Source organism: Coleofasciculus sp. G1-WW12-02, from assembly GCF_040219735.1.
Lineage (GTDB): Bacteria > Cyanobacteriota > Cyanobacteriia > Cyanobacteriales > Coleofasciculaceae > Coleofasciculus.
The window spans coordinates 144,491-160,780 of the sequence record NZ_JAVJRX010000036.1 but is presented as its reverse complement, the minus strand read 5'-3'; the positions used below and the strand labels follow the sequence as shown (position 1 = coordinate 160,780).

Sequence of the window (16,290 nt, the reverse complement as noted above, 5' to 3'; positions counted from 1 at the left end):
CCACTTTTGCGGGAGGTCAATCGTAACTATCGTAATTATCGATAGTGCTAGGAAAACAACCTAGCTCAGGATGGATAGACTCTACATGAAGGTTTCAACGGATTTATGAGAGAGATGTCATCATTAACTGAGAGCGGTATCCTAGTTTTGATGAGGTAGCTATACTGGAACTCAAGAGGCAATTGTTTTATGAAATCATTAGTTCGCTGGAGTGCAACATTAGGTTTAGTGGGGACGACCCTCCTAGGCTCCTTGTTTGGTGGAAATATGCGGGCGCTGGCTTTGACTGAACAGCAGGTGATTGAAAAGCTGAGAACTGTGCCAGTTTTTATGATTGCTCGCGCAGATGGTATACCTCTTCATCGGTGTGTTGCTCCAGATACAGGTCAGCCGATAGGTTGTGACGCTCAAAACAGCGTTGTAGTTACTCCTTTTTTTCTAAGTCCACAAGATGCTCAGGTTCTTCTAAATGAACTAAAAACTCAGCAACCAGAGGCGGGAAGCAATCTTCAGATTGTCCCGAGATCATTAGGATTTGTTTATCAAAGGTTAGAGGAAGCAAATCAAGACCAACAGCAACGCCTAGTCGTTGATTTAGAGCCAAGACAGCAACAAGTGAATTCAGCAATAAATTTGCTCCAACAGGAGGGTCAGCAAATCCAACAATTTAATGGTGTTCCTCTGTTTTTTGCGGTAGCTACAGTAGGTGAAGATCAAGTATATCTACCTGGTCAAAATGGAAATCAGGAAGTTATTCCTTTTTTCTTTGATAAAGATCAATTACAAAGAAATCTAGATCAGTTAATAGCCGAAAAACCTGAAGCAGCCTCTCAGATTGAGATTAAGGTGATTACTTTAGAGGGTCTAATTAGCGAACTAAAAAACAGCGATGATCCCGTGCTAGAAAAGTTTTTCTTGGAACCATCACCAGAAGCTATACAATTTTTACAATCGCGCCCATCGTCCCGCCCCTCTAACTAATTTAATTTGAGGTGACTTAAAGGAGGTCTGAATGTCCAGGATTAGAAAGGGTTCTGTATCCATGATTAAAAATGAATGAAAAAGTTGCTCCTCAAAAAACAGGAGTGTTCTCGGTGTGAAAATTAGGGTCAAAATTGAGGTAATTAAAATGAAATTATTGATGGGTTGGAGTAAAAAAATAGGCTTGGTTAGTACTGCTTTGCTGGGTTCCCTGTTTATAGGGAATCTGAGTGTAGAGGCTTTGACCGAACAGCAGATTCTTCAAAAATTAGGAACTGTGCCAGTGTTTACAATTACCAATGAACAAGGAGCATTAATAACTCTATCGATTGCCCAAGACGAAAATCAAAGAATACCAGTAGCCGGTGCATTTATTAGTGGGCAAGATGCTCAGGCTTTCATTGAGCAGCGGATCAAGAAGAATAACCCTGAATTAGGTAATACAGCTCAAGTAGCCGTAGTAACAATAGCAGATATTTACAAGCTGGAGCAGGGTCAAAATAATCCAGAAGGTGTAGATTTTGTCGTCGTACCGGTTCAGCAGCAGGTAGAATCAGCAATAAATCTGCTGCGTCAAAGAGGACAGCAAGTAGAGCAATTTCCTGACGTTCCCCTGTTTTATGCTACGGCTGGAGAAAATCCGGCATATCTAACCACTCAACAAAATGGTCAGCCGATAATTCCTCTCTTTTTTGATAAGGATCAATTACAGCAGCAAGTTGAGCGTTACAAACAAGGCAATCCTGAGATCGCATCTACAGTGAAGATTCAGGTTTTGAGTTTAGGACGCTTAATTGAAGCTTGGAAAACCCAAGACGCTCCAGAACTCAACCGATTTGAACTCTTACCATCTCCAGAAACGATAGAATTTTTACAACGTCGATAAGGTACGAACAACCCATAAGCATAAGGATTTGAAGTTTATCAATTCTGAGAAAGATAATTTACTGATTCAACAATTTTCAGTTCTTGTGGTATCGGGTCAAGATCTGTGGCTGTGGCGACAAGATGCCCGAATGTCTGCGGGAGAGGCGGGTATCCCTGTGGCTGAAGTAGATTGGTTACTTCAAGAGGTAGCAGGACTTGACCCCCTATCGCTTCGCCTGGAGTCTTTTAAGGCGCGATCGCACATCGAATTACGCTATCCGCTCTCAGTCCTGGCTCAACTCTGGCAGCGGCGTCTTGATGACCGCTTGCCTGTACAGTATTTAGTGGGGATCACTCCTTGGCGGCGTTTTTCGCTGAATGTGTCCCCTGCTGTTTTAATTCCTCGACCGGAAACGGAATATTTAATCGATTTGGCGGTAAGCGCGACGGGGAAGAGTCCCACACCCCAACTTGACTCGGGACAGTGGGCAGATTTAGGCACAGGCAGCGGCGCGATCGCGTTAGGATTAGCTGAGGCGTTTCGGAGTGCGACGATTCACGCCGTTGATTACAGTACCGATGCCCTCGCTATTGCCCAACTGAATGCTCAACAGTTAGGATTTGAGTCAAGAATTCAATTTTATCAAGGGTCGTGGTTTTCCCCCTTGGCAGCACTCAAAGGTCAATTGAGTGGTATAGTATCCAATCCTCCCTATATTCCCACAGATGAACTACAACAGTTACAGCCAGAAGTACGGGATCACGAACCCCTTATGGCACTTGACGGGGGAATTGATGGTCTAGACTGCATTCGACACCTGATTAATACTTCTCCCGATTACCTGCGTCCTGGGGGCGTTTGGATGATAGAAATGATGGCAGGACAAAGTAATACGGTTGCCCAGTTATTGCATCAACAGGGCAGTTATGGTCAGATTCAGATAATTCCAGATTTAGCTGGAATTGACCGTTTTGCTTTGGCGTATCGGCAATAATAAGTGATAAGTTATAAGTCAGACGAATGATATCATATTCTGTCAAACACCCTTAAGAAAGATAGCTTTGACAGGATCACAATTAGAGGCAATCGTTAAAACATAATATGACAAATGACGTAGCTTGCTTCTCGCTCCCTTGAGTATGACAAATGACAAATTTTGACTTTTGCCTTAATTTCTAGCAAAATATTAAATATTCCCCTGAAGCTATCAGAGTATTATCTAACCTCAACATGACTCATGTGTTCATGTCTGCCCTAGTGGCTGGCGCTAATTCTGGTCAGATCGTAAGCTTTCCCACCGACACGATACCCGCTCTGGCTGTACGACCGGATTATGCAGAATTGATATTTACGCTCAAGCAGCGAAGCAATAACAAGCCCTTAATTTTAATGGGAGCATTTCCTGCATCACTTTGGTCTTATGTCAAGGGGACAGACGCCGAATTAGAGATTTGGCAGCAAGTGGCGCAGAAATATTGGCCCGGAGCGCTAACATTAGTCCTGCCCGCTTCGGATAAAGTTACAGGGGCGATGAACCCCACAGCTCCGACTACGATTGGCTTGCGGGTTCCCAACTCTAGAGTGGCGATCGCGATTTTGTCGCAGACGGCTCCTTTAGCCACGACAAGCGCCAACATTTCCGGGAAACCTCCCTTACATACAATGTCAGAAATTGAGGCAGAGTTTCCGGAGGTGTTGACCCTTCATCCCACGGAATCCACAGAACTAGAAGAGCCTCACTCCAATACCCAAGGCGTACCTTCCACGGTGGTGAAATGGACAGGAGACAGTTGGCAAATTTTGCGCCAAGGTGCTGTCTCATTCAACTGTTCAGTGTCTAAGGGATGATGATTAGATCCTGATTCACAGGTAATTTCTAGATATTTTCGGAAAAATACCTCAGATTTATTTTTCCGAAAGACAAAAACTTATGGTTGTATGATAAAAGTGTCACATGAAATGGGTGTCAATGTTATTAGGATTCAAAACACAGCTAAGGCTGAATAACAAGCAGAGGACACTGTTAGCCAAACACGCGGGTACAGCCCGTCACGCCTGGAATTGGGGACTGGGATTAACTAAGCAGATATTAGACCATAACCGGGATAACCCAGAGGACAAGATTAAGTTTCCCACTGGTATTAACCTCCATAAATGGTTGGTAGCGCTGGTTAAACCCGTTTGCCCCTGGTACTATATCGAACAACTTCAAGAAAGCTCAAATCAAGATAGCCCGTTTGCACCGGAAAATAGCTAATATCCGCTCCTACACATTGCATAAACTCACCACCTATTTAGCCAAAAACCACAGCCGAATAGGGATAGAGAACCTAAATGTGTCTGGCATGATGGCTAATCACAAGCTGGCTAAAGCAATAGGCGACATGGGCTTTTTTGAGTTTAAACGCCAGCTAGAGTACAAGTGCCAATTGTACTGGTCAACCTTAATCGTGGTTGAGAGATGGTATCCCTCAACAAAAACCTGTTCGCAATGCCACACCGTCAAAGACTCAATGCCCCTATCTGAGCGAGTTTTCCGGTGTGACAATTGCGGGTTAGAAATTGCTCGCGATTTCAACGCCTCCATTAATTTGGAGATAGCCGCCAGTTAGGTGGGGGAGAGCCTGTGGACTGGCTGAGTGCCGACACCGCCAGGGTGAAACAGGAAGTAAACAGCAGATTTACCGGATATTGGTAGATTTGTGTAAGTTTTACGTAACGGATGATGACGATGAGGAAAACGGGCTATGCTTGAGCTGTAGGCGGGTATGGCAAGAATCAAAAGTAAAATTCGTTAGTCCACTACCCCACCCAAATTACAGATTGTGGATGGGGACTCCTGCCAAGATTACGTTGAAGAGTTGGAAAAAATATGGGCAACATGGAGCTGATCTATCTGGTAGTGGGTATTGTCATGGGACTCGTTGTCAGCCGCGCTACTCGTTCCAGCAAACAGCCAGACGGTTCAACGGTATCAGAATCGCCAATGTCAAAACCGGAGGAATCCCAGCCAGCCAAGGCGGAACCCGTGAAGGAGGATGAACTTGAACCCCTGAAGCAGGAACTCCAGCAAACCCAATTGGCTTACCAAATGGCGCATGAAATAAGCCAGTATAAAGCTGGGTTCTTAGCGCGGACATCCCACGAACTGCGATCTCCCCTGAGTAGTTTAATGGGGATGCATCAGCTCATTTTGTCCGATTTATGTGACTCACCGGAAGAAGTTAAGGAATTCGTGGCTCAAGCCCATATCTCGGCGCAGAAGATGGTAAAACTTTTAGATGAGGTGATTGCCGTGGCAAAAACGGAACACGGTACTAATCGTCCAGAGACTCGCCCCCTGCAATTGAGCCAATGCTTTGAAGAACTCGAAGTCCTCACCCACATGCAAGCGGGGAATCGGAATCTGCGGCTGAAAGTGATTTCCCCTGACCCAGAGATAGAAATATTAGCTGATCCCCGGCGTTTTCGTCAGGTATTAATGGGAATGGTGGACAGCATCATTGCCCAAATGGAAGAAGGGAGTATTCAGGTTTGTGTGGCAAATTCTGACCACTCCCAGATGGTTAATATCTGTGTTGATGTGGACTGTCCCCACGCGATTTTGAGTGAAGCCATTGATTTACTCTCTTGTGAATCTGAATCGGAGACTCAAACAAGTGAGAGTGACACAACCTCATCAACAACGTCACCTGGAATGACTTGGTTGATGGTGCAAACCTTGGTGAACGTGATGCAGGGACGCTTGGAACTGCTACCCATTCCTGGTAAGGAACCAACCGACGATTCAGCCACAGACACTTGTATCCGGTTACAATGTTCTATGCCTCTAGCAACTCCGGAGATGATCGAACGGGTGTTGGCAGAGCACTCATGAGCGGTTGATTGTATAGCAGCATTGTGGTTGTCGAGTTACATTCAAATCCAATGCGTTCGTAGAAGCGTTGTTGATGAGTGGTCATTAAATAAACTCGCTCAACCCGACACATTTTAGGGTGAGTGAGGACAGTTTCGACGAGCTTGCGTCCCAAACCAACGCCGCGATAGTCGGGGTGAATGACGACATCCCAAATCGTGGCGCGGTAAATCCCATCGGAGGTGGCGCGAGCAAATCCAATCAGGCGCATGTCATCCCATAAGGTAATTACAGGTTCACTATTCGCGATCGCGATTTTCCAGTCCTCAATGCTGCGATCCTTTGCCCAGAAAGCGCCGAGGCGAAACAGAGCCTGGAGTTGGACATAATCGATTTGAGCGGCGCGATCGCAAAATTGAATAGTACGGCAATCCATTTTTCCCTAAACTCCTTGGGTTTTGGTTGTCAAAGGTTATCTCACGCTTGTTGCAAATGTCTCGATGTTTTCAGTTGAAGATTTACCCCATCTAGCTTTGGTTAACTTGGGGGAAAATCTTCAGATTTTAGTTGGTTTGTAGACTACTCACCTGAGTATTGATCGGTTTCAGGATTAGGGTTAATTGCCTCTGAACTCAGGTGGGGTAATTGATTTTCAGTCGTATTGTGAGTTGACAATTTTATTTCTGTCACCAAAAATTGTAGCGTTTCTAACAATAAATGCAAGAGAGGAAAGGTTTTTTTTGTTAGGAAATTATAACATTTGGATCAAGAACATTTGGAGCAAGCTAGCATAGTTGTTGCCCGGTGTCAAATAGTTGTCAGCTTAACCCATTGTTCTGAGGTTCCTAAATCCTTCCCCCGCAGCAAAAAACTGGGATCACGCCCTTCCTTCCCTATCCCACTCCATCGCCCGCGCCAGTAAGCGTGTATGCACCGGCAAATGCTCCCGATCTGTATCTAGCGCCCTGACTAATTCACTGAAATTTGCATAAAAATCCCCGCCATTCTTTTTAAAATCAATCTACTGAACGCTTGCCAGAATTGGGTGGAGTTGATCCGTTGGCACGTCCCGATACAGCTGCATGTGTATTTTATATAAAGATTAAGATCACCTAGAATCTTTTGTCATACAAATGACGAGCCAAGTGCGTGATTAGTGTAATACACGTTGAGCTGTTTGGCGAGTATAATAGCGCTATATCAGCAATTAAACTAACTTAGCGGTCAATCCGGATCTGTATTACGATCTGCTGAATGATGGAATGATGCTGTCAAAGAACTAGATGCTACTCGCTTCTCTCCAAGCAAGCTACAGGGTTCTTTGCAATCAACAATTAACAAGGAACGGGCGGCGTTCGTTTTTTCTCTCATTCGGGGAAAAAGATAGCAGGAAACGCCGTCCAATCTTGTGAACTTAAACAACCCAAGGTTTGAGCTGAATGAAGAATTATTGGGGTGCAAGGTAAACAGTTGAATATAAGGTTTATCTATGCAACACTCTCAAGGTATTGCTGTTTACGAAACAGTAAATAATGGCTATCTCAGACGCCGACAATTGAAAGGAAATGCCGGGGGTTTACTCTTATGGGGTTTAGGGGTTGGCGCTGTTATCTCAGGTGATTTCTATGGTTGGAACTATGGTTTAGCCTCCGGAGGATTCTGGGGGTTTAGTATTGCCGCTTTCTTAATGGCAATCATGTATCTCTGTTTGGTCTATAGCAGCGCCGAACTCTCAGCCGCCCTCCCCTATGCTGGCGGATTCTACTCGTTCACACGCTATGCCCTCGGTCCTTTTTGGGGGTTTATTTGTGGGATTACCGTCACCATTGAATATGTCCTCGCCAATGCGGCGCTGGTTTTCAGTTTAAGCAACTACCTCAAGCCCTTATTACCCAATCTGCCCAGCTTTTTTATCTGGGTGTTTGCCTACGCTATTTTCTTGGCGATTAACATCCGAGGCTTTGAACTGAGTGTGACAGTCTGTCTTTGGCTAACTATCATCGCGATGACGGTATTAGCCATCTTCTATGTAAGTATGCTGGTATCGGGTGAATTTAGTTTTAGCCTACTGTTTAATATTCCGGCTGAACCGGAACAGTCACAAACCTGGTTACCGAAAGGCTGGTTTGGGGTGTTTGGCGCGATTCCCTTTGCGATATGGTTATATCTGGCGATTGAACAACTACCCATGACGGCTGAGGAAACTGATGATGTGCCTCGGGATATGCCAACGGGAATGATTTCTGGCATGTTTACTCTGATTATTCTGTCAATTTTCACCGTGGTGATTAACTCCGGTGTTGGCGGGGGCGCGGCGGCGATTGCTCAATCCGATGCTCCCCTACGAGATGGGTTAGAGGCTTATTTTGGCGCAGGCGCTACCAGTACCATTGTCACAGCACTCGCACTGATTTGTGGTTTAATTGCCAGTCTCCACGGTAATATGTTTGCCTACGGACGGATTATTTTCTCCCTATCCCGTGCTGGGTACTTACCCCGTTGGCTATCGGTTACGAGTAAAACGAATACCCCCCATCGGGCATTAATTGTGGGGGCGACGATTGGATTTCTCTGTGTGCTACTGGTGAATATCGGTATTGAAGCCGTAGATGCCGTGATTTTGAATATGGCTGTGTTTGGGGCATTAATTTCCTATATTTTGGTCATGGTTAGCTACATGAAGCTCAAAGGGAATCCTAATTTACCCAAACCCTACGAAAGTCCATTGGGAACGGCGGGAGCATTTGTGGGTTTGGCTTTAGCCACATTTGCCCTAGTTGCTTGTGTTTCCATACCTAATTACCGAGGCGGTGTTTGGGGGATTGGCGTAGCGCTGATTTTAGCAAGTGTCTACTTTTTAGTGTTCCGGAGTAATCGACTGGTGGCTCAAGCGCCAGAAGAAACGGCGGCGCTAGGGTTAACTTGGTATCAGGAGTAGGGGAGATAGGGGAGTCGGGGCGGGTTTACAGCAGATTTGGTGGTTGATGAGGTACACCCTCAAGCAAGATCCCCGACTTCGTAGGAGTTGTCGGGGATCTGTCTGTGTACCTCGCTATTTTAAAGACTCCGTAAAGTTCCCATCATCTTGTTGCTCAGATCGGGGAATTGGAATACTATACGAAAAGAGAAAATACAAGTCATACGCTTGTATTACAGGCGACAAAAGCCGACAAACTCAATCGTGACAGATACTTTACCCCTCTTGTATCGCTATGACCGAATAAATTGATGATTTTCTGAGACTGTAATCGAGGAACATTAAATCGTTTATGTCATGCCCTAGTGATGGATGAGTGTTATCCACCCCCTTGAGAAGCAAAGACCAGAAATTAAAATTCAGATAGCGGTTTAGCAATAATTAAAAAAATATTGCTCAAGCGAAATACTGAAGTTAAGTGAGACAATTGGAGTAAATAGGTGACAGTAAAAAAATGCTCTTTGTATCAGAGAAGAATAGCGAATGGCTAGCTTGCTTGTGAATTGAACATCACCGAATTCAACCAAAAACAACGACCACGCTAAACCTGTTCCAAGGGGAAATCATGATGAATCGTTTCTATAAATCATCATTAGAAGTTGCTCAACTTGACGGTATTCCGGATACAAACAGAAAACGTGAATTAAAGCAGCGACTTGAACAGTTAAATCAAACCCAAACCCACTATCCCGCCGCTCAATGTATTCATCAGCTCATTGAAAAAGGAGAGCGTCGCACGCCTGACAAAATCGCGATTCGGTTTGAGGGTCAAACCCTAACCTACCGGGAACTGAACCACCGCGCTAATCAGGTTGCTCACTACTTACAAACGCTACAGGTTAAACCAGAGGTACTGGTAGGGATATGTATGGAGCGATCGCTGGATATGGTGATTGGTCTATTGGGGATTCTCAAAGCTGGGGGCGCTTATGTCCCCCTTGATCCCGCCTATCCCCAAGAACGCTTAGCGTTGATGATTGAAGATTCCCAAGTCACCGTTCTCGTCACCGAACAAGAACAACTGACCCGGTTACCTAAAACCCAAGCAAGAATAGTGTGCCTGGATAGAGATCAACAGGCAATTACTAAACATAGTCAGGAGAACTTAGACAGTGGCGTCACACCTGACAATCTAGCCTACACAATCTACACCTCCGGCTCAACCGGTAAACCCAAAGGCGTACAAGTCCTGCATCGTGGGGTGGTAAATTTCCTCACCTCAATGAGTATCGCACCCGGACTCACCCCAGATGACACCCTGCTGGCTGTAACCACCATCTGCTTCGATATTGCTGCATTGGAACTGTATTTACCCTTAATCGTTGGCGCTGATATTGTGTTAGTGACGCCAGATGTAGCCGCAGATGCTGCTCAGTTAATCCCAGTTTTGCAAGAATCCGGTGCTACCGTCATGCAAGCCACCCCCGCCACTTGGCGGATGTTGTTAGCCGCAGGTTGGCAGGGAAATCCCCAGCTTAAAGTTCTCTGTGGTGGAGAACCCATGTCCCGCGAGTTGGCGCGTCAACTCCTAGAACGGAGTGGTTCCCTGTGGAATATGTACGGACCGACGGAAACCACAATCTGGTCAGCGGTGCATAAGGTGGAATCGGCGGAAAAATCAATACCCATTGGTCGCCCCATTGCCAATACCCAAATTTACCTGGCTCATCCTGAGCAAAACTCATCTGACCCGATTAAATTTGTACCTCTGGAAGAACCAGGAGAATTACTGATTGGTGGGGTGGGTTTAGCACGAGGGTATCTCAACCGACCTGACCTAACCGATGAACGATTTATTCCCGATCCCTTTAGTTTAGAACCGGATGCCCGTCTCTATCGCACGGGAGACTTAGCCCGGTACTTACCCGATGGGACTCTCGAATGTTTAGGTCGCCTGGATCATCAGGTAAAAATTCGTGGCTTCCGGATTGAACTCGGCGATATTGAATCTGCCCTCTATCAACATGCGGGTATCCGAGACGCGGTGGTTGTCGCCCGTGATGACAGTTCTGGCGAAAAACGGTTGGTTGCCTATCTCGTCAGTGACTTGAATGTCGAACATATCCCCCTGCAAACGACGTGCTGGGTAGCGTACCAAGGGAATCCAGAAATTGAATTAACCACCAGCGATTTCTCTTGCGATCGCATCACCTTAATCAATGGAACCACCCCTTGCCAAAACGGTCAATCCTTGACGCTGCGTTGTCAATTTCCCGGCGTCCCCGATGAACTTAAACTCACCGGAACCATCGCCACAAAATCCCAGGAACGGATAGAAGTAAGACTCGACACCACACCGACCCAACAGGCGCTTTTACGTCAGAGTATCAAACACATTGCCCAAACCCAGGGATTGGTGGTTCATGACTTACGCCGCCAAGAACCTCGAATACCCCTAAATATTAATTGTCTGGCGGAATTGGAGTCCGGGGAAAAAGTCCGGGTGATGACGCAAAATATCAGCCATGAGGGGATTTGCTTAAAGGTATCAACTTCTGAACTCTGGCAAACGGATCAACGCCTATTGCTACGATTACAATTGCCCGGAGTCGAAACCCCGCTATGGCTACAAGGAATCATTGTTTGGCATGTTGAAGACTATGTTGGCGTCAAGTTTGACACCACACCCAGCCAGAAGGCGAAACTCCATCGCAGTCTGGGAAATCTGCGGACAGAACCGCGCATTCCACTCCAGATTAATTGCCTTGCTGAATTTGAGTCGGGTCAACAAGTGGGAGTAACGACGCAAAACTTCAGCCGCAATGGGATTAGCTTAAAAGCACTGACCCCAACGTTTTGGCAAAACAACCAACCCATACTATTACGGGTGCAACTGCCAGGGGTGCAAAATCCCTTGTGGCTGCATGGCACTGTCGCTTGGCATGTTGAGGAAAACGCCGGGGTGATTTTTGAGACCACGCCCACCCAGCAGGAGCAAATCCATCAGAGCATTGAGCATATTATTAAAACTCAAGGATTATCTCTGGCGCAGTTGCGATCATTCTTGAGTGATAAGCTACCGGCTTATATGGTTCCCTCTACCTTTGTGCTACTGGATAGTCTGCCCCTAACACCCAACCGAAAAGTTGATCGCAAGGCGTTACCTGACCCTAACCAGGCGCAACAAGTTTCCCAGGATACCTTCGTCGCACCGCGCACACCCGTTGAACAGGAGTTAGCACAAATCTGGGCAAAAGTATTGGATGTTGAGCGTGTGGGTGTTTATGACAACTTCTTTGAACTGGGGGGACATTCGCTGCTGACGGCGCAACTGTTGTCTCAGGTGCGAGAACTGTTTCAGGTAGAGTTACCGTTGTTTGCTCTATTTGAAGCGCCTACAGTGGCGGAACTGGCTCAAACCATTACCGCAAAGACTCACGATGATCCGTCTCAACCTGACCAAGGGGATGGGACAACGGTTACAGGTAAAATTGCGGTCACGGATTTAGCCAACGACGCAGTTTTGGATGGGACGATTTATCCAGAAAAGCCTTATCGTCAGCCGGACACTGCACCGGAAAAGATTTTGATTACAGGTGCGTCAGGTTTTCTGGGCGCATTTTTATTGCAGGAATTACTCCAGCACACTAATGCTACAGTCTATTGCTTAGTGCGTGCCAAAACCTTAGAGGCTGCTCAGCAAAAGATTGCGGCGAACTTCAACCGCTATTTACTCTCATCCGATAAGCTGGAGTCGCGGGTTGTCCCTGTGTTGGGTGATTTAGCTCAACCTCGGTTGGGACTGTCGGAGTCGCAGTACGAAGCGTTAACCAGCGAGATTGACACCATCTATCACAATGGGGCGTTTGTCAATTTAATTTATCCTTACAGCGCCTTGCGAGCCGCCAATGTTCTGGGAACTCAAGAGATTCTCAAATTAGCCAGCAAAACCAAGGTTAAACCCGTTCACTTCGTCTCGACGCTGGATGTGTTTCAATCTCCGCGCTATGCTCAAATGTCGGTAATTTTAGAACAGGATAGCTTAGAGTCAGGGGAGGAATTATCTGACGGTTATGCCCAGAGTAAATGGGTGGGTGAGAAGTTGGTCAAACAAGCCCACGCACGGGGAATTCCGGCTTCGATTTACCGACCGGGTATGATTACGGGACATAGCCAAACTGGGGCGTCTCAACCGGGGGACCTGATTGACCGATTAATTAAAGGGTTGATTCAATTGGGGAGTGCGCCGGAGTTAGAGTTAAATCTCAGCTTGACTCCTGTAGACTATGTGTCCCAATCCATCGTCCATCTGTCCCAGCAGCCAGATTTATGGGGTCAAGCGTTTCACTTGGTCAGTCCGGAGATGGTGTCCTTAGAGCAACTGGTGGACGAAATCCGCGCGATCGGTCATCCTCTACAGTGGATGGACTATTCCACCTGGCAAGACAAGCTGATTCAGGTTGCCAGTTCCCAGCCTGACAATGTCTTGAGTCCGTTGGTGTTCCTGTTTACTCAATGGGTGGGTGAAAACCAGCGTCCCTATCTGGAAACAGCGGCTTTAGTCTCTCAGGCGTTTGACTCCCAGAATACTTTATCCGGCTTAGCCGGAACGAATATTGTCTGCCCGCCAGTCAATAGCCAGGTAATTCAAGCTTACCTTGCCTACAACCAGTTGGTCTGAAGTCCTGATTCCCTAAGGTTGTCTCCCCCCTAGAGTAGGGGCACGATATGTCGTGCCCCTACAGATGGTGGTTCAACGGTAAAGCAAGCGTATGATTAGCTTTGACAATAAAAACCATTGACCCACTTCAATTTGCAGAAAACCAACGACCCTTATAATGGATAAGAGAATGTAAAGAAGTAATAACGACAAGATTTAGGGACACTTACCCATTGTGTTTGTTCTTAGCGGCTACGAATATTTTTTAGGGTTCTTACTGGCAAGCAGTTTAGTCCCCGTCCTAGCGCTGGCAGCCTCTAAGCTGCTGCGACCCAACATCCGTGACCCCGAACGCCGGACGACCTACGAATCTGGCATGGAACCGATTGGGGGTGCTTGGATTCAGTTCAATATCCGGTACTACATGTTTGCCCTGGTCTTCGTGATTTTCGATGTAGAGACCGTATTTCTCTATCCCTGGGCAGTCGCCTTCAATCAGCTAGGACTACTGGCGTTTATCGAAGCACTCATCTTTATTGCAATTCTTGTCGTTGCTCTCGTTTACGCTTGGCGCAAAGGAGCTTTAGAATGGTCATGAATACAGATACAACAAACGCTGCTTCCCAACAGCAGCAACAAAAAGAGAAAATCCTCAATCCCATCAGTCGTCCTCAGGTCACGCAAGACCTCTCAGAAAACGTCATTTTGACGACAGTAGACGACCTGTACAACTGGGCTAGGCTTTCCAGCCTGTGGCCCATGATGTATGGCACAGCCTGCTGTTTTATTGAATTTGCCGCGATGATTGGCTCTCGGTTTGACTTTGACCGCTTTGGATTAGTGCCCCGTTCTAGTCCCCGACAATCGGATTTGATTATTACCGCTGGCACAATCACGATGAAAATGGCACCAGCGATGGTGCGTCTGTATGAGCAAATGCCAGAACCTAAATATGTGATTGCGATGGGGGCTTGTACGATTACCGGGGGGATGTTCAGCGTCGATTCGCCAACAACTGTGCGTGGTGTCGATAAGTTGATTCCCGTGGATGTTTATATTCCCGGCTGTCCACCCCGTCCAGAAGCAATCATGGATGCAATTATTAAACTTCGCAAAAAGGTGGCGAATGAGTCCATGCAGGAACGGGCAAGCCTGAGTCAAACCCACCGCTATTACAGCACCACTCATAGCATGAAAGTTGTACCAGAAGTGCTTACGGGTAAGTATTTGCTGTCTGAAACTCGTCAAACTCCGCCCCAGGAGTTAACCGAAGCGATGGGAATGCCTGTGCCACCTGCGCTGAAGTCTGCTCAACAGCAGGAGGTGAATCGTGGCTGAAGAATCAAAAGAACAGACACAAGAGAATACTGAAGAATCCCCACTGGTAGAGACGGGAAAAGTCCACGGCTGGCTCCAGGAAAACGGTTTTGAAACCGAGTTAATGGAACCAGACCACCTGGGAATTGAGGTGATTAAGGTACATCGGTCGGTATTGATTCCCGTTGCCACCGCTTTGTATGCTTATGGGTTTAACTACCTGCAATGTCAAGGTGGCTATGATGTCGGTCCTGGGGAAGAGTTGGTCAGTTTCTACCATTTGACTAAGGTTAGCGATAATGCTGAGCAACCTGAAGAAGTCAGGGTGAAGGTATTTCTACCGCGAGAAAATCCCACGGTGTCATCAGTCTATTGGATTTGGAAGAGTGCTGACTGGCAAGAGCGGGAAACCTACGATATGTTTGGCATTGTCTATGAAGGACACCCCAACCTGAAGCGGATTTTGATGCCGGAAGATTGGGTGGGTTGGCCCCTGCGGAAGGATTATATCTCGCCCGACTTCTATGAATTGCAGGATGCTTATTAACTTAGGTAAACTCTGGGATGCTCATCAAGAAAGTGGGGCTCTTGCGTTCGCCTCACTATAAACGCGAATCCCGTTCTGGGAGGAGAAGCCCGCGCCGTACCGCCTAAGCAGTCAGCGTCGGGAGTACGTCACTCAACTGCTCACATTAACTCTACGAGTATAGTGTGGGCTTGGGCAAAAGAAAGTAGTGCGAGCATCTTGCTCGCGTCTTTCTACTGGGACAAAAACCTTACCCTTTTACCCTTCTACCCCTTCCCCACTATACACAACCGATGCTACCGAACTTGATAGTATTGCTTAAGGATTACCGATAGATTCAGGAAATGTTCGCTTAAATTCATCAATCAGTTCGTCAAGTTCTTCTAGGGCTTGATTGACATCGATTCTGAGAATCCCTAAATTAGGTTGCTCCAAAAGTTGGACGAGAAACTGTCGCTTACTCTCAATTACGGTTATGCGTTCTCGCATAGCTTGTGAATCCATAATTAGTATCCTTTGTTTCCTTTGATGTCTACCTGAATGATATCGTAACAGACATTTTCTCGCCGTTCACTTGTTTTTTCCTCTTCGCTTCGCTAAAGGGCAAGCTTTTTAATTCCCAGGTAACGGTACTAGACTGGTGTGCTAGCTGAGGAAAGGGGGGCGCTTGGATTTAGGCGGTTTATTTTTTATCACTTCGGCAATAAATCGCTTTAATGCCTTTTCGCGATTTTTCATAAACGCTGACCAAAAGCCGGGATAAAATTCATCCATGGTTTTTGCTAACGCCCAAACATCAACAGCTAGAATGTTATTAAGGGTTTCATCCTCGCGTTTTAACGAATCAAGCTGATCGAGAAAACGGTGTTTTTTTGAGGATGCTTGTTGCTTTTTTTCTTGAATCATTTTAAAAAAAGATAACAACCGATTCAATCAAACTGGTCGTATAAAAACTGTTTACCTACTATGCTACAGAGAATACTAGACTATCCGCTGGTCTCCCCCATGGAACAAAAAGCGAAGCATCCTCTGGCTTCCCCCTTTTGAAGGGGGACGGGAGGGGGATCTCCCAAGGGGGACGGAAGGGAGATAGAGGGGGATCAAAAAGCGGAACTATGGGTGATCAGTCTATCCTTTGCAGTATTGAGAGCGAATTTGCCTAGTA

General features: G+C 46.4%; 13 protein-coding genes and 1 pseudogene. 11 read left to right on the top strand and 3 right to left on the bottom strand.

Features of this window, described 5'->3' with window-relative positions:
* Positions 1 to 189 precede the first annotated feature (189 nt).
* From RID09_RS06395 to RID09_RS06370, 6 genes and pseudogenes are all read left to right on the top strand, one after another.
* The gene (locus RID09_RS06395) at positions 190 to 981 is read left to right on the top strand and encodes a Tic22 family protein (protein WP_446335107.1); all 792 of its coding nucleotides are present in this window, start codon (positions 190 to 192) and stop codon (positions 979 to 981) included.
* A gap of 148 nt (positions 982 to 1,129) precedes the next feature.
* Positions 1,130 to 1,867 carry a Tic22 family protein gene (locus RID09_RS06390; protein ID WP_446335106.1) on the top strand — a complete coding sequence of 246 codons (738 nt, stop codon included), beginning with the start codon at positions 1,130 to 1,132 and terminating at the stop codon, positions 1,865 to 1,867.
* A 130-nt stretch (positions 1,868 to 1,997) separates the two neighbouring features.
* Positions 1,998 to 2,843, top strand: a complete 846-nt coding sequence (prmC, locus tag RID09_RS06385) for a peptide chain release factor N(5)-glutamine methyltransferase (RefSeq protein ID WP_446335143.1) — start codon at positions 1,998 to 2,000, stop codon at positions 2,841 to 2,843.
* A gap of 236 nt (positions 2,844 to 3,079) precedes the next feature.
* Entirely contained in the window at positions 3,080 to 3,697 is a 618-nt protein-coding gene (locus RID09_RS06380) for an L-threonylcarbamoyladenylate synthase (protein ID WP_446335105.1), read from the top strand.
* Positions 3,698 to 3,818: 121 nt separating this feature from the next.
* Positions 3,819 to 4,461: pseudogene (locus RID09_RS06375) on the top strand (transposase).
* Between the two features lie 260 nt (positions 4,462 to 4,721).
* Entirely contained in the window at positions 4,722 to 5,726 is a 1,005-nt protein-coding gene (locus RID09_RS06370; RefSeq protein WP_446335104.1) for a sensor histidine kinase, read from the top strand.
* Here RID09_RS06370 and RID09_RS06365 read toward each other — a convergent pair.
* On the bottom strand, positions 5,671 to 6,141 hold the full coding sequence (locus RID09_RS06365) for a GNAT family N-acetyltransferase (protein ID WP_446335103.1): 471 nt from the start codon (positions 6,139 to 6,141) through the stop codon (positions 5,671 to 5,673). The genes RID09_RS06370 and RID09_RS06365 overlap by 56 nt on opposite strands.
* 1,053 nt (positions 6,142 to 7,194) lie before the next feature.
* Between RID09_RS06365 and RID09_RS06360 the strand changes: the two genes are divergently transcribed.
* From RID09_RS06360 to RID09_RS06340, 5 genes are all read left to right on the top strand, one after another.
* Entirely contained in the window at positions 7,195 to 8,643 is a 1,449-nt protein-coding gene (locus tag RID09_RS06360) for an amino acid permease (protein ID WP_446335102.1), read from the top strand.
* Between the two features lie 604 nt (positions 8,644 to 9,247).
* Positions 9,248 to 13,303, top strand: coding sequence for an amino acid adenylation domain-containing protein (locus RID09_RS06355; protein WP_446335101.1), 4,056 nt, complete (start codon positions 9,248 to 9,250; stop codon positions 13,301 to 13,303).
* A 214-nt stretch (positions 13,304 to 13,517) separates the two neighbouring features.
* The gene (gene ndhC / locus RID09_RS06350) at positions 13,518 to 13,880 is read left to right on the top strand and encodes a photosynthetic/respiratory NAD(P)H-quinone oxidoreductase subunit C (protein WP_446335100.1); all 363 of its coding nucleotides are present in this window, start codon (positions 13,518 to 13,520) and stop codon (positions 13,878 to 13,880) included.
* A complete protein-coding gene (locus RID09_RS06345) occupies positions 13,871 to 14,620 on the top strand; it encodes an NADH dehydrogenase subunit K (protein WP_446335099.1) in 750 nt (249 codons plus the stop codon). Before ndhC ends, RID09_RS06345 begins: the two co-directional genes overlap by 10 nt.
* Positions 14,613 to 15,146 carry an NAD(P)H-quinone oxidoreductase subunit J gene (locus RID09_RS06340; protein ID WP_446335098.1) on the top strand — a complete coding sequence of 178 codons (534 nt, stop codon included), beginning with the start codon at positions 14,613 to 14,615 and terminating at the stop codon, positions 15,144 to 15,146. Before RID09_RS06345 ends, RID09_RS06340 begins: the two co-directional genes overlap by 8 nt.
* A gap of 297 nt (positions 15,147 to 15,443) precedes the next feature.
* Here the strand turns inward: RID09_RS06340 and RID09_RS06335 are convergent, their stop codons facing one another.
* Positions 15,444 to 15,629 (bottom strand): hypothetical protein, encoded by a 186-nt coding sequence (locus RID09_RS06335; RefSeq protein WP_446335097.1) that lies wholly within the window; start codon positions 15,627 to 15,629, stop codon positions 15,444 to 15,446.
* Between the two features lie 141 nt (positions 15,630 to 15,770).
* Entirely contained in the window at positions 15,771 to 16,031 is a 261-nt protein-coding gene (locus RID09_RS06330; RefSeq protein WP_446335096.1) for a hypothetical protein, read from the bottom strand.
* Between the last annotated feature and the right edge of the window lie 259 nt (positions 16,032 to 16,290).